This window comes from Mucilaginibacter aquariorum (assembly GCF_024498135.1).
In the GTDB taxonomy this organism is placed as follows: domain Bacteria; phylum Bacteroidota; class Bacteroidia; order Sphingobacteriales; family Sphingobacteriaceae; genus Mucilaginibacter; species Mucilaginibacter aquariorum.
Genome location: NZ_JANHOH010000001.1, coordinates 870,448 through 885,643, shown reverse-complemented (window position 1 = coordinate 885,643; position 15,196 = coordinate 870,448). Strand labels below are relative to the sequence as shown.

The window sequence follows — 15,196 nt, the reverse complement described above, 5'->3', positions numbered from 1 at the left end:
ATAAGGGAGCCTTGCGTCGGCCGATGAACCTGACGCTAAGGTCGCGTTGAGATTATAGAAACAATTGCTGAGCCTGGGTATAATAGGTTGTTCTTCCACCGATTTTATCCCTTTTAATCACATCACCGTTAGACGTAACCTTTAATGCGGCGTTATGTATTTTCATGAAGTCTTTTAATTCACCTGCGAGTTCATTTCCGTTGGCAAGGGCTATTTCTTTAATTGCTGTATTCAGGACAATATCAATGCTTTTAAAGATCTTATCAACATCCCATTGAGGAATAGCGCTGGCAGTTGAGAAAGGCGAAACACACGCATGATAAAGAATTTCATCAGCATAAGAGTTACCAATGCCACGAAGTGACTTTTGGTCCATAAGCAAAGTTTTAATGATGGTATGTTTTTTAGCAACTAAAGCTGTAAAATCTTCTTTAGTTATTTCAAGAGCATCCGGCGCAGCGGCTTTCAGTGGGTGCAAAGTAGCGGTAGCCTGTTTCAGCATATCAATCACTGCAAATCCTTTCCCTTTTTCAAAATGGAAGGCCATGATCTGGAATTTTGGTGTTTTATCTTCGGATAGTTCAACAAGCTCACCTCTCAACATGAGATGCAGGCCCAGGACATTTTCTCCTGAAAAATGAAACTGTAAAGTTTTTCCTGCTCGCTCCACACTTTCAAGAATACATCCTTCCAACGCTGATTGTAATTCTTGAACCTTGACATTTAACTTTTTTGGTACAGTAACATCTAATTTTTCGAGAACCTTATTTTTGAACATCCTTGACAGGATATTTGCAAATACGGTTAAATCTGGTAATTCTGCCATAGGTATGTTAATGTGAAATGTAAATTTGGTAAATCTTGTTTTAAAATGAATAGTGGTGATGTTAAGCAGGGATATCACGAAAACTTTTAGATAGCTCGATCCAAACCGGCGCGTGATCGCTGCTATGTTCCCAGCCCCTAACTTCCTTATCAACACCGGCAGAGATCAGATTGCCTTCCAGCTTATCGTTTAATAGAAAATGGTCCAGTCTTAGGCCTGCATCACGGCCGTAAGCGTTTCTCAAATAGTCCCAAAATGTGTAGATCCTTTTTTGAGGGTAAAGTTTACGGATAGCATCAGTCCAACCCTGATTTAATAAATTCCTGAAAAGCTTCCGTGCTTCAGGTCTGAATAACGCATTGTCAAGGTACTTTTCAGCTTTATAGGTATCCAGGTCGGTTGGCATGATATTATAATCACCAATTAAGGCTACCGGCAAATTAAATGTTTCCAGCTTTTTCGCATGCTTTGTAAGCCGTTTGATCCATTTTAATTTGTAATCAAATTTAGGCCCAGGAAAGGGGTTGCCATTAGGCAGGTACAGACAACCAATAACTACACCGTTAATAAATGCTTCGATGTAGCGGCTATGTGTGTCTTCTGGATCGCCATCGAGTCCGCGGCGTGTTTCCTGAATTTCTCCGTAACGCGATAAAATTGCAACTCCGTTCCAACTTTTTTGTCCCTGCCATATAGCGTGATAACCGGCCTTCAGCAATACCTTCTCCGGGAATTTTTGGTCTTCTGCTTTTAATTCCTGCAGACATACGACGTCAGGTTTTGAGTTCATCAACCATCTGACAAGATTATCAATGCGGCCATTTATCCCATTAATATTATAAGTAGCTATCTTCATTCTTTGCCGGTATCAGCAACGTTATTTTACAACATGGTCAGCAACGGATTTTACGTTTTTTTTAGAAATGCCTGTTTTATCGCTGACAATCCCGGATGCTATATCTTTTGCCAGGTCTTTTACCTTATGTTTAATTTCTGCGAACCGTTCTTCGCCCTCTTCTGTTAAAAACAGATAAGCGAGAGCTGCCGCTGCAAATCCGCCGATGATTGCAGCTGCAATCAGCCCGTTATGATTTTCTTTCTCGAATGGATTTTTCATTATTTTTAATTTATTAAGCCCCTTTTTTCACCTGCAAACTGCTCATCAATTGATCGTAAAGATCATCGCTTTTAGCTGCTTTGGATTTTAGTTTTTTAATAGTTGGCCTTTTGCCCTTAGCTTTCGCCTCGATCAACTTTAGCAATTCGTTGTGGTATTCGTCTTTATATTTGGAAAGGTCAAGCGGTTCCGCATATTGGTTAATCAAGGCAAGGCCCATATCCAGTTCCTTTTTACTGACTTCGACCTTGTCATCCAATTTAAGTTCACTTTGATCACGGATTTGTTGTTCAAATCTGATCCTTGTCACAACTATTGCGCTATCGACCGGGTGAACAATACACATGCTTTCGGTGCTGCGAAGTACGAACCTGGCTAACCCTGCTTTACCTGATTTTTTAAGAGCAGCTAAAAGAAGGGCATACGCCTTATTGTTTTTAGTTTCCGGCTCTGTATAATACGATGTTTCGTAGAACATGGGGTTCACAGAAGTAATATCCACAAAGTTTTCAATCTCGATAACTTTACTTTTTTCCGGAGCTGCGGCTTCAAAATCGGCATCCTCAACGATAACATAATCGTCATCGTATTTATAACCTTTGACAATTTTATCATAAGGAACTTCCTTTTTTGTGTTTTCATTAACACGTTGGAATTTAATATGCGCGTGGTCCCGGCTATCCAGCATATCAAGATCGAGCGACGACTTCTCAACCGCAGAATATAATTTGATAGGGATACTTACCAGTCCAAAACCTATCGAGCCTTTCCAGATTGATCTCATAATTTTAATTTTTTGACGTTATCGTTTATACCGTGCGGATGATGTGTTTCAATTTTATCTGCGAGTAAATGCAAAATTTCCTCGCCAACATTACCCGGGTTCTGGCAAATGTGCAGAAAGTCGTGATCATCGGGTTCAAAACTCGCTACATAAACCCCGTTTTCAAAAACCCTGAACTTACACCTGTCATCGTCATGATGGGGATATTCCCCTACTTCAAAATGGTGAACCTCATCGTCTTTGCTTACAGTTATAGGATAGTTTTCCATAACATGGATAACCCGATTCCCTCGTTTTTGTTACGGCGGAATATTTTATTGTCAGTGAAATTAAACGGTGATGTTACAGGAATAGGCAGAGCGGATATTCGGCCGGTATCCTAAACAAGTTGCCGGGGTGATGGGTTAACTACCTATGCAGATTGGAAATTTAAACAGGTTTATTGAAGCGCAGCAGTCAGACTATCAAAGTGCATTCGACGAAGTGAGCAGGGGGAAAAAGAGTGGTCATTGGATGTGGTATATTTTCCCGCAAATTGAGGGGTTAGGTTTTTCGGAAATGTCGAAAAAATATGCAATAAAGGACATTAGAGAAGCGGAAGCTTACCTTATGCATCCTATACTAGGTGAAAGGTTGGTTGCGATCAGCCGGCAACTGATAAAACTTAATGTTCATAAATGCCACACATATTTTCGGTTCTCCGGATGATATGAAATTGCGCTCGTCTATGACCCTGTTTTCCTGTGTTCCAGCATCTGATACAATATTCGCCGAGGTGCTATTCAAATATTTCAAGGGAGAAAAAGATCCTCAAACGCTGGCATTACTTAAATAAAACATAAAGCGGAAGCTGAAATTAAAGGCACGAGCTTTGTAAAGCATTATCAGAACTGGCATGAAAAATAAAATGGCTATGTTAACCGCAGACGATTTTAATAATTTAGGGTATCATGAAAAAACGGAAGTTGTTTTGCAAGGGACGTACCTTGCTGACCGGCTTACTGACCGCTATTACATTAAACTATATAATCTCCATAATTTCTAAATAGAGGTATTTTTGGTGACCAAAGCCACCTTATTACCCATTTTTCAGCTCTTGAACAAACACTTCACATCATGCCCTACCTTAACAATTTAAGGATAGCTGTTTAAATATATTTCCATTGCAAAATATTGGATGAAACAACTAACCCGTTGCGTTGTCTTTTTAATATCAAATACTTAGAACTATGACCACAATGACATCATTTGAAATGACCAGGACCGATGGTTCGAAATTGTATATTGAAATCGATCCTGCTACCTATGAGAACGACGGAAATCAAATTCCATCCAGCGTGTACCAACTTCAAGCGACAAGATTTGACGATCCCGCGGGGACATCGACAGAAGACAATCCGGGTGATACAACGGAAATAGGTACTTTTGCCCACCGTGATGATGATAAATTTGACTGGGTTTATCTTGGTGAATTTCTTGATGACGAAGAGCAGGCTCAGGTTGCTGCCTTTTTACAGGGATATGAATCGGAGAGAAGTAATGATGTTGAGGGGCAATAATAATTTTTATTAAAGATGCCGACAGTGATTTAATCAATAACTTTAATCAAGAGCATCTCTAGGATGGTTATTCGCTGGTGGTACTCTATTTAAAAAACATCTGACATTAGCATCCAGTAAACAGATTATTGCCACTCCTGATTTAATATGGTAACTGGCCGCAACCTTCGGGTAGGGGAACGGTGCTTGTAGGTCTTAAATATAAAACCGTTCTAAGTTCGATCACTGCAAAAATGACAACAGCTCTGAAAATTTTTCATTCAAATCTGCAAATTTTTCAGCGTTAAACGACTGGCATAGTCCTTGTAATAAGCCTTTTAAGTTTAATTAATTTTTTGTTCAACTATTTTTTAAAGTAAAACTTAAAGGAGAAGAGGCCATGACCTTAGTTAAATTCAACAACAAAGCGAACAACACATTAATGCCAGGCTTTAATGATGTTTTTGATTCAATCTTAAATGACACTTTCTTCAGCGACCGCATGGTAGCCCGTGTACCGGCGGTAAACATTAGCGAAAGCGAGAATAATTACCATGTCGAGCTTGCAGCTCCGGGCCTGAAAAAAGAAGATTTCAAACTGAACCTGGAACGCAATCAGCTGAGTATTTCGGTGGAGCAAAGCGGCGACCATCAGGATAATCAGAAGAACTATAGCAAACGTGAATACAGCTATAGCTCATTTGTGCGTTCATTCACTCTGCCTGAAAGCGCTGACCATGGCAATATCGAAGCTTCCTATACCGATGGCATCCTGCGCATCGACATTGCTAAACGCGAAGAAGCAAAAGTAGTACGCCGTCAGATCGAGATTAAGTAACGGCTTTATAGTTTTTAATCTAAGAGCTCCTGCATGCAGGAGCTCTTAGAATTTTAAGTGTTATGAAATCGCAATTTTATATCTTACTTAGCCTGAAAACACCGCAGGGTTTTTGCGACTATGGTCAGTATTTCTTCGGTAATGACCGTCATGCTGCATATGAATTATTCAGGCAACTGAAAGGGAGCGAGAGAATCAAAGAAAATTACCTGCTGCACATTGACCTGATGGAAACGGTTGATGAAATACCGGTGAAGATTAAAACAATTTCTTGTAACCTGGAGGAACTGGCCTGCAACTGCAAATTGATTGCGCGAGAAATATTCCGGCTTAAAAATCTGGAGGAAATGCTATGAGCAAGGTTGAACTTTTCAGGTCCCTGCTGTTTACTGCACTTGCTTTTTTGCTGCTATGGGATGTAATATTATGGATGATCAATCCTGGCCATAGATTACCTACTGGGCATAAACAATGGCTCCTCACCGGAACCTTGCTTTGGCTTACACTGGTATTGTCAAGTAAAAATAGTGATGACGACTGGGCCGGTCAATTTTAATATTTAGTCACCGTTTTAAAAATACAAAATCATCCACCGGTTATTTGATAATATATTTGGCAGCGATAAATAACAGCAGGGTACGATCTGCTTTGGCTTCATCGTAGTTTTCTTGGAGCAGCTGTTTGATTTGGTTATTTTTAAGCTTGACGGCTGCCATTTGCAATACCTGAAATGAAGCCATTTCCATACTTTCAATATTTTGAAGATAAAATATGATAGACATATCGCGTAGCTCCGCTTCATCCGCTTGTTCTGCTATGGCGTCAAAAGCATCATCTATCAGGCCGCTTAAGCCGTTGATACTGCCATCGGCTTTGACCGCGTCCAGCAATTCATAAATGACGTCCATACGCGCCATTTGCTTTTCGACATCCTCAACGGTTTCCTGTATAGCAAATTGCAAATCTTTAAAATAAACTTCGTCATTTAACAACGGCAATTTGCTGACCAGGTGAGCCTTGGCGCTGTAGATCCTGTTAAGGTGATTGATGAAGAAAGATTTTAATTTTTCGGACCCTAACTGTATCTGTTTAGGGAACAACTTTCCTGATTCATTTGTCATAGGCCTGTAGCTGACAAGTTACGCGAGGCATTGCTCTACCTTTGCCAGCAGATCAAAAATATCAAAAGGTTTTGAAATGTAAGCATTGGCACCGCATTCATTTGCAATGACAAATAAGTCCGATTCTGCGGACACCAGCATTACCGGCAGATGCCGCGTTTCCAGCTGCGATTTTATCTCCTTACAAATTTCCAAGCCGTTTTTTGCCGAGCCTACGATTCTTACGTCAAGTAGGACGATGTCGGGCCGGATCACTCGTATGTGCTCCGCGGCATCCCCTGTATTGGACATAACAATATCATATCCGTTCTCCTGAAATATAATATTCAGAATTTCAAGGATGTCCTCATCATCATCTATTACCAATATCCTTCTTGCCATCCTCCTGTATTTTACCATACAGTGCAAATTCCCGTCCAATAATTCAAAAGAAGGGTATTTTGGATTTTTATTTATAACCGCTTTAAACGAATAGCGGTAAGGATGATGTGCGGTAAAAGTGTTGGACCTAATAACATACGGTAATTGTTTGAACTCGCTGACCAACCGCTCTGCGCAATGTTGGTCCCCAGAGTTCGGACTACGGTACAGGATGTGTTCGCCTTGACGACAATCGTAGTAAAGATATGCTCCTAAAAAAACCACAAAACTGCAAAGGAAGCAATGGAATGAGGGCATCTCATTCGTTATGCGATCCTTTTTTAATGACCTGACCTTGATCCCGCATCAAATCGACTTCGGCATATTACGAAGAGAAAGGTCTGTAAATAACGGTTGATAATCGTCGGCAGGTTATCGCTTAGCCATTAACGGATACCTGGCGTTCGCCTCCTGCTTCTGACGAAAGATTTCATTACCTGATGCCAGCTATCCGAAGTTTTTGGCACCGTGGCCTAATTCAATAGCGGTTGCAAGTGCTTTTCTTTCCATTGGAAGAAATCCAATTGTTCTTCAGAAATATGACGGCTCATATAACCCCGTAATTCAAAACTCATTTTCTCAGGTTCCAACGACATCGTATCGATGAAGCTGCGCTGATAGGCCGGCGAATATTCGATTTTGTCAAACGCGCATTTAAAAATTCGGCCGAAATAATCATGAATAGCATTCATGATCAGCACGGGGTGCACGAAATACGGCTCGAAATCGATCAGTTCGGGTTCGATAATGCAAAAAGCCGTTAAAATTTCCATATTCAATTTGTTCCCAAGCGGTTTTACTCCAGGCAACACGGTTGCAAAAGCAATATGCGCATCTTCCGGCAAGTCTTCCGGAACTCGTTCGATGTGTATTACCTGTATCTGTAATTTACGTTTAGGGCAGGTGATCATTTCATAACCATCATGCTCTGCAATTTCATAAATGTCGTTCATAAAACCCGCTTATAGTTAATGTTTTACTTGTTGTATTAATTTCTTTGTAGTTGAGGATCTGGAAAGCCAGGTCTTCCTGTTCTGTAACTGTCAAACCCCGGCCGTCATAGATCCAGTTACCCGAAGTATCAAACAACATCCTGCCAAGTTCTTCTTCTTTGACGGTCATTTCGGTAAAGAAAGCAAATGTGACGCCGAGTCCGTCAGAGGTTATTCGATAATTCAGGCCGTCCTCCAGTGGAGTAACCAAAAGGTATCTTGAGGAACCATTTTTTACATCTGTAACCTTCAGGCTTTCTGCCGTTAACAAATTCATAAAACAAATGTGGAAATAAATTTTTAAAGTATTACATAAATTACTAAAAATATTAGCATAATTTTATCACCCCATATCCAGAGCTATGATCGAACACCGTCACATCGTACATTTTGACCTTGAAGATCTGCCCGTAAACGTGGAACTCATGCGTGATTCACGGCTGGAAGGCTGGCCGGTTGCCATTGGTGGCACAGGCGACCGCGGTATCATTATGTCCTGTAATGCTAAGGCCAGGGAATTCCGGGTGGCCAATGCCATGCCGATCAAACTCGCCAAACGGGCCTGCCCGCAACTGGTACTGATAAGGGGTGACTATGAAAGTTACAGCCAATATTCGAACATGGTGAAGGAGATCATTGATGAAAAAGTACCGAAGCTGGAGAAAGTTACCCTGGAGAGATTTTACGCTGACCTATCAGGTATGGATAAGCATTTCGGGTGCATGAAATACAGCGGGGAATTGCGTGAGTTACTGATCAGGGAAACTGGGCTTCCCGTATCGTTTGGGCTCGCATCCAATAAAACGGTAAGCAGGATCGCTACCAATGATGCGAAGCCAAATGGCGAGGCAGAGGTGGTATATGGTTATGAAAAAAGATTTCTGGCACCCAGGCCGGTTACAGAACTGCCTATGGTCAGCGGCGAAACAGCAAGATTGCTGTGGAAGATGGGGGTGCGTAACATACGTGACCTTGCTGCAATGCCATTGCCCTATATGGAAAACATGTTTGGAAAAGAAGGCCTTGAAATTTCGCGGCGCGCGAATGGTGTGGATGATACGCCGGTAATCGAGCAGATGGAAGAAAAAAGCCTGACAAGGGAGTATACATTTGAGCAGGATACCATTGATATGGAATTAATGCATGCCTGCCTAGTGAGGTTGACTGAAGAACTGGGGTTCCGACTCCGGAACAACGGTTACCTGACTGGATGTATTTCGGTCAAACTTCGTTACGCCAACGGGGACACCCCGCTCAGGCAATCGACCATCCCGCATATCAGCACAGATGACGCGCTTCTGAGCATAACTAATCAGCTTTTTGGCAAGCTCTATGACCGCCGTTTACTTGTTCGGCTCATCGGTGTACGGTTTACCAAACTGATCACCGGTACTTACCAGATCAACCTTTTCGAAGACACTAAGGAAAAGATCAGGCTTTATCAGGCTATAGATCATATCAAGAACAATTTGGGCGCGGGCCTGATAACCCGGGCGAGCACCTTACCAAGAACTTAAACAAAGGTATGTTCCTGAACTGTAAAACATATTTCAGCTTCAGATACGGCACCTATCATGCCGAGGAACTGGTCGCGCATGCCGCCGCTCTGGGCCAGCGGTCACTGGCGCTCACCAATATCAACAACACCTGCGACATGTGGGATTTTGTAGATTACTGCCAGCAGTATGGTGTGAAGCCGATTGCCGGCACCGAGGTCCGGGATAAAGAGGGGCGGTTCCTATATGTGCTGCTTGCAAAAAACAAAACCGGGCTTTCAGAGATCAACCACTTCCTGTCTGCCTACCTCGAATTTAAACTGCCTTTTCCAAACCGGCCGGAGCCCGGCAACCATTGTTTTATTATTTATCCCCTTGGCGCATTTCGCGCTGATGAACTTTGTAATGACGAATTCATAGGGGTACTGCCCACGGAGGCAAACAGACTGTTTGGCCGAGGGACTGAAAAATCTCCTGATAAATACGTTATCCGGCATCCGGTGACTTTCGAGAAAGGGGACTTTAACCTGCACCGCCTGCTGCGAACCATAGACAAAAACACGGTCCTTTCTAAGCTAAAGCCCGAAGACACCTGCGCGGCGTATGAGCGTTTTGTACCCGTAACCAGGCTCGAAAAAGCATTTGCCCTCTATCCTGATATCGCCGTCAATACACGCAGGGTGATGGATGCGTGCAGTATCTCCATGGAGTTCAGTACGGATAAAAATAAAAAGACCTTTCACGGGAACGCGAGTTTGGATAAACAGAAATTGGCGGAACTTGCCCTGGAGGGGATGCGTTACCGGTATGGTGAAAACAACCCGGAGGCTGAGCGGCGCGTTGCCAAGGAATTGAAAGTCATTGACGACCTTGGGTTTAATGCCTATTTTCTGATTACCCATGATGTAATCCGTTTCGCGCAAAGTAGAGGATTTTATCACGTCGGGAGAGGCAGCGGCGCAAATTCTATTGTAGCTTTTTGCCTGAAGATCACGGATGTGGATCCCATCAAACTGGATCTTTATTTTGAACGTTTCCTGAATAAGTTCCGTACGTCGCCGCCCGACTTCGATATTGATTTTAGCTGGAAGGACCGGGATGAGGTAATCGAATATGTGTTTACGCGTTATGGCCGGGAGTATGTCGCGTTACTTGGCATGTACACGACATTCCAGCACAATGCGGTGGTCAGGGAACTGGGCAAGGTTTTCGGGTTGCCGAAACCGGAGATCGATACCCTGCTTGATAACCCGGAATCCAAATTCAAAGAAGACAGTATCCAGCGGCTGATCCTGAAGTATGGCAAGCGGCTGATCAGTTTTCCGAACCACCTTTCGATACACCCGGGCGGCATGCTAATCAGCGAAGAACCGATTCGGGACTATTGCGCCACGCAAATACCGCCTAAGGGTTTCGTCACCTCGCAGATGGATATGTTTTTGGCGGAAAAAGTAGGCCTTTATAAATTGGATATTTTAAGTCAGCGCGGGCTTGGGCATATCAAGGATTGCATTCAGCTGGTGAAAGCGAATAAAGGGATCGATATTGATATACACCAGGTGGAAATGTTCATGGCCGACCCGAAAGTTGCAGACCAGATCAGGCGGGCGGATACCATCGGGTGCTTTTACATCGAATCCCCGGCAATGCGCCAGTTACTGCTGAAGCTCCGCTGTGACAACTACATCACACTAGTTGCAGCATCATCGATCATCCGGCCGGGAGTATCGCAGAGCGGGATGATGAAACAATATATACAGCGGTTCCATAAGCCTGATTCCTTCACTTACCTGCACCCGGTGATGAAAGAACATTTGGAAGAAACCTACGGGGTAATGGTCTACCAGGAGGATGTGATCAAGATCGCTCATTATTACGCCGGGCTGGATATGGCCGAGGCGGATGTCCTGAGGAGGGCAATGTCCGGTAAATACCGGGGTACGAAAGAAATGGAACGTATCAAGCAGAAATTCGCTGAGGGTGCACGATTTCTGAAACGACCGCCCGCAATAACGGAAGAAGTGTGGCGGCAGATCCAGTCTTTTGGCGGATATTCATTCAGCAAAGCGCATTCGGCAAGCTTTGCAGTAGAGAGCTATCAAAGCCTTTACCTGAAAACCTACCATCCCATGGAATTCATGGTAGCGGTGATCAATAATGAAGGCGGGTTTTACACGACCGAACTTTATTTTCATGAGTTAAAAAGGGCAGGGGCTACCGTGCATTTGCCATGTGTAAACACAAGCGAGGAGTTTACTGCTATCAGCGGAAAGGATGTATATGTCGGTCTTCGCCGGATCCACGGCTTGAACAAAAAGAATAAGGAATGCATCCTTCAACAGCGGAATTCCGGTGGGGCGTACAAAAACCTTGCTGATTTTATTGAGCGTACACAGATCGGTATCCAGCAGCTTAATACGCTGATCAATATCGGGGCGCTACGGTTTACCGGCAAGACAAAAGCGGAGCTTTTGTGGCAGGCCAATTTTATTCAAAAGAAAAATAACTACAAACCGGCCGGCAAGAGCCTTTTTGCGATCGCTCCGATAGAATACCGCATGCCGGTGTTGAGCCAGCATGCAATGGACGACGCGATGGATGAGCTGGAATTGCTTGGCTTCCCGATGGGAAACCCTTTCGACCTGGTAAAACGGAGGGAGGGCGACCTTCCTGTTGCAGATCTGCGGCCGCATTTGGGGAAACAGGTGACGGTCTTAGGATATTATGTTACGATGAAGCCGGTACGTACCATCAAGGGGGAAAGCATGTTTTTCGGGACGTTCATTGATGCGGCAGGTAACTGGCTGGACAGCGTTCATTTTCCGGCATCAGCAAAACGGTACGCGTTACACGGGAGAGGGTATTACCGGATGACAGGTGTAGTGATAGAAGAATTCGGGGCATTCGCGCTGAATGTCTATCACCTGGAAAAGGTGGGTATCAAATCTATGGCAGAGTATGATGGCGAGGAGAAAATACCGACAAAGGTTATTCAGCTTGTCAGGGAAGCCCCCGGTGCGCTGGAAGAATTAGCTGAACTGCGCCTGCAGATGGATTGGATCAAACCGGAGGATACCGAAACAGCGTATCTCAAAGTTTCTGCTTAGATCACCGTTTTACTTGCAGTTTGCTATAATAGGCTGCAACCCGTTTTGTAAAACTTTCAATCTCTTCGCTTGTCCGCTTCATCAGGTCAAGCCGCTGCTTTAAACCGACCTGCGGATCCATAATTTTAAAATGGCCGAGGATCGTATGAATGTTATCATACTTTTTGAGAATGAACTCCTCGCGGAATTCATCTGGTGTATACCAGGTTTTGGAATCCTGTCGAAAGATCCACATTTTTGATACAACGGCTTCTTTGTAAAGCACAAGATGGGACGTGAAATCGGCACTGTCCGGCTTTTTTTGCCATGCCCCGTTACTCATAACTATCCTCTCTTTCGAAGCTGTCTGCATACAGGTCTTCCGCTTGGAAAATGATATTGCCGGTCGCGGCATTTTTCACCAGCGATAGATCAGGAAGGTCGTTTTCCTCTTTGTAAAAATCGATCGCGCTTAAAAACAGCTGCTTATCCCATAACGCTTTTGACATGGGCAGATCGGTGTTTCCCAATACGAAACCAAGGCTGACCGCTCGACGTCCCGTACCGAAAATAACTATATAGGTGTACTTATTGACCGGTGGCAGCGGGCGGTTTCCTTTTACCCCCGCGAATACACTCAGGGTAAAATGATCAGCGGCTGAACTGATCGAGCTCCGCTCTTTATGATAGGGGTCCGGTGTGATTTGAAATTTGGCCATAAGTTTTCTGTTTGCGTCTACAAAACTAATGCTAAAAATATTAGTATTTATTTATCTTTGTGAAATATTTTTTTGAAGGCTGATTATGGAGCAGTTAAGTTTTTTTGCAGAGGCCGGGCAGAGCAAAGGCTTGCCGGAAGAATTGCTGGAATACCGTGCAGGTTTTATAGATACGGCGTTAAGCGACGCGTTGCTGCAGCGATTTATCCGGGAGATTCCCTGGAAGCAAAAGGTGCAGACGATCTATGATAAGGAGGTGATCACGCCCAGGCTTACAGCCTGGTATGGCGATTTTGGCACGGATTACTCAGCACCGTCAGGCAAGGTTGCGAACCCGAACCCCTGGACACCGGAATTGCTTATGATAAAAGGTCTGGTAGAGCCGCTGGCAGGCGTGAAATTCAATAGCGTATTGCTGAATTATTACCGTGACGGCAATGATTCGGTAGCCTGGCATAGCGACCGCGAATCAGTCCTGGGCCCGCGGCCGGTGATCGCATCGGTAAGCTTTGGACAGGTACGAAGTTTCGATATCCGCAGCAAGTCCGATCACAGCGAGAAATATTCGGTCAGGCTGGAACATGGCTCATTCCTGTTGATGAAATCAGGGTTACAGGAGGGGTGGGAGCACCGTGTAGCCAAATCCGTAAAACCGATGAGGCCGAGAGTAAACCTGACCTTCCGGGTGGTCATTTAGTTCCGGATTTTAAGGAAGTTCCGGGTAATAAATGCCATGATAAGACAACACCGGTATGCGCCTAATCGCGTGTACAAACGATTTTTTTTGAGGTGGCAATTTCATTTTTGAACAGGGGACTCTTCATCGAGGTATCGGTGATCAAATCCACTTTTTTATTAAAATGCATTTGAAGCTGATTATAAGAGCTTAGGAGTAATTTTCCTTTATTTATCGGGTCAGGCACGTCAATTTCCACTAACAGGTCGATGTCACTTGTGTCCGTATCGGTTCCCCGCGCGACGGAGCCAAAAACGTATAATTCTTTCACCTCGTGCCCTTTGCAGAGCTCTATGAATTCAGGTGACTGAAATACAGCGAGGTTACGGATCATCTGATAAAGATAAACAAACTTCGGTATTAGGCTTTTACCAACTCAGTTTCCGGCCAGTGGTTGTAAACCAATTGCTCATCTTCCAATAACGCCATATCAAGCGGGGCAAGGTCAGGGTATTCCAGCGGGGTGGCCTTACCATTGAGCCTGTAATCTTCGCTGTCCACAGTACAAAAGTCAAGCATTTTTGAGGGTATTTGGGTGTGAGCGATCAGTGAAAGCCTCATTTTGTTTTCGTCCGTTAATTCCCCGGCTGTTGGTTTTATCGTCATCCATTCCCATGCGAGTTCATCTGTGAGGAAAGTTGGCATACGCCCTTTGGAGTTGTGAATTTGATTCATCACGGCATCAGCTTGCGTAACGCCGAAAGCGACGGTATTTACAAAAGAACTGGTTTGCGGGTCCAGCCATTCATTGTAAAGTCCGGGAAACCAAAAGTATTCCTTGTCTTTCATCCAAACGTAATAAGGGAATTTTTCGGTCGCCTTTAAAACCTGCCCCTGCTTACCAAATTTCGGCATATGACGGGATTCAACAATTCCGCTGGATAGCACAAGGCATCGGCGGTTTACCGCAGGGCCCGCCCACATCGAAGGCTTTCCGTCGTCCTTTGTAAAAAGGTTTTCTGCTTTGAAGTTCAGCGTGGTGTACTTCCTGCGGAATATATTTGCTTCTTCACGGGTTTTGATAAAGCCGGGCACGTAGCCCCATTCTGCCTGCACGATCTCGAAATCACGGCCGTCCTCGGAAGGGATTGCTATCGCGCAGGGCGCATAATTGAACCCGTTATGTACGCCGACGTTTAAAAACGGGTAATTCTTTACCGGTTTTTCAAGCCCCTTCAAAATGATATATTCCGCCCTGGTGACGCGTTGTCCGTTGTAATAACACATATGCTTATTTTCTTTTAGCTCTGATATAGTCGGCAATTAGCTTGCCAACTTCTTCGGCCTCCTGCTGGCGGCCTTCGGGTATGGATGTCCAGAACTTTTTCTCCTGCCGGTCCTCACCGATGGTCATGGTCAAAGCCCTTCGTCCGTCTGTAAATTGCACATAAAAAACACGCCTTGATTTGATCTCCGCTTCCGTAACTTTTGTGGTTCCGTGGTATTCGATCTCAAAAGGCGGCTCAATTTCCCTCATTATTGAAATTTTATCATTATTTACTTTCTCTTCAAATTTCTAAATT

At 44.1% G+C, this 15,196-nt stretch carries 23 protein-coding genes; 9 read left to right on the top strand and 14 right to left on the bottom strand.

The window, feature by feature from the left end; all coding sequences use genetic code 11:
* Positions 1–52: 52 nt before the first annotated feature.
* The 5 genes from NPE20_RS03895 to NPE20_RS03875 form a co-directional block, all read right to left on the bottom strand.
* Entirely contained in the window at positions 53–826 is a 774-nt protein-coding gene (locus NPE20_RS03895) for a DNA-formamidopyrimidine glycosylase family protein (RefSeq protein ID WP_256537290.1), read from the bottom strand.
* Positions 827–887: 61 nt separating this feature from the next.
* On the bottom strand, positions 888–1,682 hold the full coding sequence (gene xth / locus NPE20_RS03890) for an exodeoxyribonuclease III (RefSeq protein WP_256537289.1): 795 nt from the start codon (positions 1,680–1,682) through the stop codon (positions 888–890).
* Between the two features lie 21 nt (positions 1,683–1,703).
* Complete coding sequence (locus NPE20_RS03885) at positions 1,704–1,943, bottom strand: hypothetical protein (protein WP_256537288.1); 240 nt, start codon at positions 1,941–1,943, stop codon at positions 1,704–1,706.
* 13 nt (positions 1,944–1,956) lie between these two features.
* Entirely contained in the window at positions 1,957–2,727 is a 771-nt protein-coding gene (gene ku, locus NPE20_RS03880; RefSeq protein ID WP_256537287.1) for a non-homologous end joining protein Ku, read from the bottom strand.
* The gene (locus NPE20_RS03875) at positions 2,724–2,996 is read right to left on the bottom strand and encodes a hypothetical protein (RefSeq protein WP_256537286.1); all 273 of its coding nucleotides are present in this window, start codon (positions 2,994–2,996) and stop codon (positions 2,724–2,726) included. Before NPE20_RS03875 ends, ku begins: the two co-directional genes overlap by 4 nt.
* Positions 2,997–3,141: 145 nt before the next feature.
* Between NPE20_RS03875 and NPE20_RS03870 the strand changes: the two genes are divergently transcribed.
* The 6 genes from NPE20_RS03870 (at position 3,142) to NPE20_RS03845 (ending at position 5,659) form a co-directional block, all read left to right on the top strand.
* A complete protein-coding gene (locus NPE20_RS03870) occupies positions 3,142–3,435 on the top strand; it encodes a DUF1810 family protein (protein ID WP_256537285.1) in 294 nt (97 codons plus the stop codon).
* Positions 3,395–3,562: a DUF1810 family protein gene (locus NPE20_RS26925; protein WP_354003218.1), complete on the top strand. Its 168-nt coding sequence runs from the start codon at positions 3,395–3,397 to the stop codon at positions 3,560–3,562. Before NPE20_RS03870 ends, NPE20_RS26925 begins: the two co-directional genes overlap by 41 nt.
* Before the next feature lie 403 nt (positions 3,563–3,965).
* On the top strand, positions 3,966–4,286 hold the full coding sequence (locus tag NPE20_RS03860) for a hypothetical protein (RefSeq protein ID WP_256537284.1): 321 nt from the start codon (positions 3,966–3,968) through the stop codon (positions 4,284–4,286).
* A gap of 379 nt (positions 4,287–4,665) precedes the next feature.
* Positions 4,666–5,103, top strand: a complete 438-nt coding sequence (locus tag NPE20_RS03855) for an Hsp20/alpha crystallin family protein (RefSeq protein ID WP_256537283.1) — start codon at positions 4,666–4,668, stop codon at positions 5,101–5,103.
* Between the two features lie 62 nt (positions 5,104–5,165).
* Entirely contained in the window at positions 5,166–5,459 is a 294-nt protein-coding gene (locus tag NPE20_RS03850; protein WP_256537282.1) for a hypothetical protein, read from the top strand.
* The gene (locus tag NPE20_RS03845) at positions 5,456–5,659 is read left to right on the top strand and encodes a hypothetical protein (protein WP_256537281.1); all 204 of its coding nucleotides are present in this window, start codon (positions 5,456–5,458) and stop codon (positions 5,657–5,659) included. The genes NPE20_RS03850 and NPE20_RS03845 overlap by 4 nt, the downstream gene beginning before the upstream one ends.
* Before the next feature lie 40 nt (positions 5,660–5,699).
* Here the strand turns inward: NPE20_RS03845 and NPE20_RS03840 are convergent, their stop codons facing one another.
* From NPE20_RS03840 to NPE20_RS03825, 4 genes are all read right to left on the bottom strand, one after another.
* Entirely contained in the window at positions 5,700–6,224 is a 525-nt protein-coding gene (locus NPE20_RS03840) for a DUF892 family protein (protein WP_256537280.1), read from the bottom strand.
* Positions 6,225–6,242: 18 nt separating this feature from the next.
* Complete coding sequence (locus NPE20_RS03835) at positions 6,243–6,605, bottom strand: response regulator (protein ID WP_256537279.1); 363 nt, start codon at positions 6,603–6,605, stop codon at positions 6,243–6,245.
* A gap of 512 nt (positions 6,606–7,117) precedes the next feature.
* The gene (locus NPE20_RS03830) at positions 7,118–7,597 is read right to left on the bottom strand and encodes a phospholipase D-like domain-containing protein (RefSeq protein WP_256537278.1); all 480 of its coding nucleotides are present in this window, start codon (positions 7,595–7,597) and stop codon (positions 7,118–7,120) included.
* Entirely contained in the window at positions 7,581–7,913 is a 333-nt protein-coding gene (locus NPE20_RS03825; protein WP_256537277.1) for a hypothetical protein, read from the bottom strand. Before NPE20_RS03825 ends, NPE20_RS03830 begins: the two co-directional genes overlap by 17 nt.
* Positions 7,914–7,998: 85 nt before the next feature.
* Between NPE20_RS03825 and NPE20_RS03820 the strand changes: the two genes are divergently transcribed.
* Together NPE20_RS03820 and NPE20_RS03815 are read left to right on the top strand one after the other, a co-directional pair.
* Positions 7,999–9,153, top strand: a complete 1,155-nt coding sequence (locus NPE20_RS03820) for a DNA polymerase Y family protein (RefSeq protein ID WP_256537276.1) — start codon at positions 7,999–8,001, stop codon at positions 9,151–9,153.
* Positions 9,154–9,161: 8 nt separating this feature from the next.
* Positions 9,162–12,239, top strand: a complete 3,078-nt coding sequence (locus NPE20_RS03815) for a DNA polymerase III subunit alpha (protein ID WP_256537275.1) — start codon at positions 9,162–9,164, stop codon at positions 12,237–12,239.
* A 1-nt stretch (position 12,240) separates the two neighbouring features.
* Here NPE20_RS03815 and NPE20_RS03810 read toward each other — a convergent pair whose 3' ends face one another.
* The gene (locus tag NPE20_RS03810) at positions 12,241–12,561 is read right to left on the bottom strand and encodes a hypothetical protein (protein ID WP_256537274.1); all 321 of its coding nucleotides are present in this window, start codon (positions 12,559–12,561) and stop codon (positions 12,241–12,243) included.
* Positions 12,554–12,937, bottom strand: coding sequence for a hypothetical protein (locus NPE20_RS03805; protein WP_256537273.1), 384 nt, complete (start codon positions 12,935–12,937; stop codon positions 12,554–12,556). Before NPE20_RS03805 ends, NPE20_RS03810 begins: the two co-directional genes overlap by 8 nt.
* Before the next feature lie 85 nt (positions 12,938–13,022).
* Here NPE20_RS03805 and NPE20_RS03800 point away from each other — a divergent pair, with 85 nt between their 5' ends.
* Positions 13,023–13,634: an alpha-ketoglutarate-dependent dioxygenase AlkB family protein gene (locus NPE20_RS03800; RefSeq protein WP_256537272.1), complete on the top strand. Its 612-nt coding sequence runs from the start codon at positions 13,023–13,025 to the stop codon at positions 13,632–13,634.
* Positions 13,635–13,695: 61 nt separating this feature from the next.
* Here NPE20_RS03800 and NPE20_RS03795 read toward each other — a convergent pair whose 3' ends face one another.
* From NPE20_RS03795 to NPE20_RS03785, 3 genes are read right to left on the bottom strand one after another with little or no spacing between them, the layout of a single operon-like run.
* Positions 13,696–14,007 carry a nucleotidyltransferase family protein gene (locus NPE20_RS03795; RefSeq protein ID WP_256537271.1) on the bottom strand — a complete coding sequence of 104 codons (312 nt, stop codon included), beginning with the start codon at positions 14,005–14,007 and terminating at the stop codon, positions 13,696–13,698.
* Between the two features lie 26 nt (positions 14,008–14,033).
* The gene (locus tag NPE20_RS03790; RefSeq protein WP_256537270.1) at positions 14,034–14,900 is read right to left on the bottom strand and encodes an SOS response-associated peptidase family protein; all 867 of its coding nucleotides are present in this window, start codon (positions 14,898–14,900) and stop codon (positions 14,034–14,036) included.
* Positions 14,901–14,904: 4 nt separating this feature from the next.
* Positions 14,905–15,150, bottom strand: coding sequence for a hypothetical protein (locus NPE20_RS03785; RefSeq protein ID WP_256537269.1), 246 nt, complete (start codon positions 15,148–15,150; stop codon positions 14,905–14,907).
* Positions 15,151–15,196 lie beyond the last annotated feature (46 nt).

Excerpts from the sequence above, each read along its gene's own strand:
- NPE20_RS03825 (WP_256537277.1), bottom strand. The coding sequence starts at position 7,913 with ATGAATTTGTTAACGGCAGAAAGCCTGAAGGTTACAGATGTAAAAAAT.
- NPE20_RS03875 (WP_256537286.1), bottom strand. The coding sequence starts at position 2,996 with ATGGAAAACTATCCTATAACTGTAAGCAAAGACGATGAGGTTCACCAT.
- NPE20_RS03860 (WP_256537284.1), top strand. The coding sequence starts at position 3,966 with ATGACATCATTTGAAATGACCAGGACCGATGGTTCGAAATTGTATATT.
- NPE20_RS03815 (WP_256537275.1), top strand. The coding sequence starts at position 9,162 with ATGTTCCTGAACTGTAAAACATATTTCAGCTTCAGATACGGCACCTAT.
- NPE20_RS03835 (WP_256537279.1), bottom strand. The coding sequence starts at position 6,605 with ATGGCAAGAAGGATATTGGTAATAGATGATGATGAGGACATCCTTGAA.
- xth (WP_256537289.1), bottom strand. The coding sequence starts at position 1,682 with ATGAAGATAGCTACTTATAATATTAATGGGATAAATGGCCGCATTGAT.
- NPE20_RS03840 (WP_256537280.1), bottom strand. The coding sequence starts at position 6,224 with ATGACAAATGAATCAGGAAAGTTGTTCCCTAAACAGATACAGTTAGGG.
- NPE20_RS03850 (WP_256537282.1), top strand. The coding sequence starts at position 5,166 with ATGAAATCGCAATTTTATATCTTACTTAGCCTGAAAACACCGCAGGGT.
- NPE20_RS03810 (WP_256537274.1), bottom strand. The coding sequence starts at position 12,561 with ATGAGTAACGGGGCATGGCAAAAAAAGCCGGACAGTGCCGATTTCACG.
- NPE20_RS03830 (WP_256537278.1), bottom strand. The coding sequence starts at position 7,597 with ATGAACGACATTTATGAAATTGCAGAGCATGATGGTTATGAAATGATC.
- NPE20_RS03805 (WP_256537273.1), bottom strand. The coding sequence starts at position 12,937 with ATGGCCAAATTTCAAATCACACCGGACCCCTATCATAAAGAGCGGAGC.
- NPE20_RS03790 (WP_256537270.1), bottom strand. The coding sequence starts at position 14,900 with ATGTGTTATTACAACGGACAACGCGTCACCAGGGCGGAATATATCATT.
- NPE20_RS03870 (WP_256537285.1), top strand. The coding sequence starts at position 3,142 with ATGCAGATTGGAAATTTAAACAGGTTTATTGAAGCGCAGCAGTCAGAC.
- NPE20_RS26925 (WP_354003218.1), top strand. The coding sequence starts at position 3,395 with ATGTTCATAAATGCCACACATATTTTCGGTTCTCCGGATGATATGAAA.
- ku (WP_256537287.1), bottom strand. The coding sequence starts at position 2,727 with ATGAGATCAATCTGGAAAGGCTCGATAGGTTTTGGACTGGTAAGTATC.
- NPE20_RS03800 (WP_256537272.1), top strand. The coding sequence starts at position 13,023 with ATGGAGCAGTTAAGTTTTTTTGCAGAGGCCGGGCAGAGCAAAGGCTTG.
- NPE20_RS03855 (WP_256537283.1), top strand. The coding sequence starts at position 4,666 with ATGACCTTAGTTAAATTCAACAACAAAGCGAACAACACATTAATGCCA.
- NPE20_RS03795 (WP_256537271.1), bottom strand. The coding sequence starts at position 14,007 with ATGATCCGTAACCTCGCTGTATTTCAGTCACCTGAATTCATAGAGCTC.
- NPE20_RS03820 (WP_256537276.1), top strand. The coding sequence starts at position 7,999 with ATGATCGAACACCGTCACATCGTACATTTTGACCTTGAAGATCTGCCC.
- NPE20_RS03845 (WP_256537281.1), top strand. The coding sequence starts at position 5,456 with ATGAGCAAGGTTGAACTTTTCAGGTCCCTGCTGTTTACTGCACTTGCT.
- NPE20_RS03785 (WP_256537269.1), bottom strand. The coding sequence starts at position 15,150 with ATGAGGGAAATTGAGCCGCCTTTTGAGATCGAATACCACGGAACCACA.
- NPE20_RS03895 (WP_256537290.1), bottom strand. The coding sequence starts at position 826 with ATGGCAGAATTACCAGATTTAACCGTATTTGCAAATATCCTGTCAAGG.
- NPE20_RS03885 (WP_256537288.1), bottom strand. The coding sequence starts at position 1,943 with ATGAAAAATCCATTCGAGAAAGAAAATCATAACGGGCTGATTGCAGCT.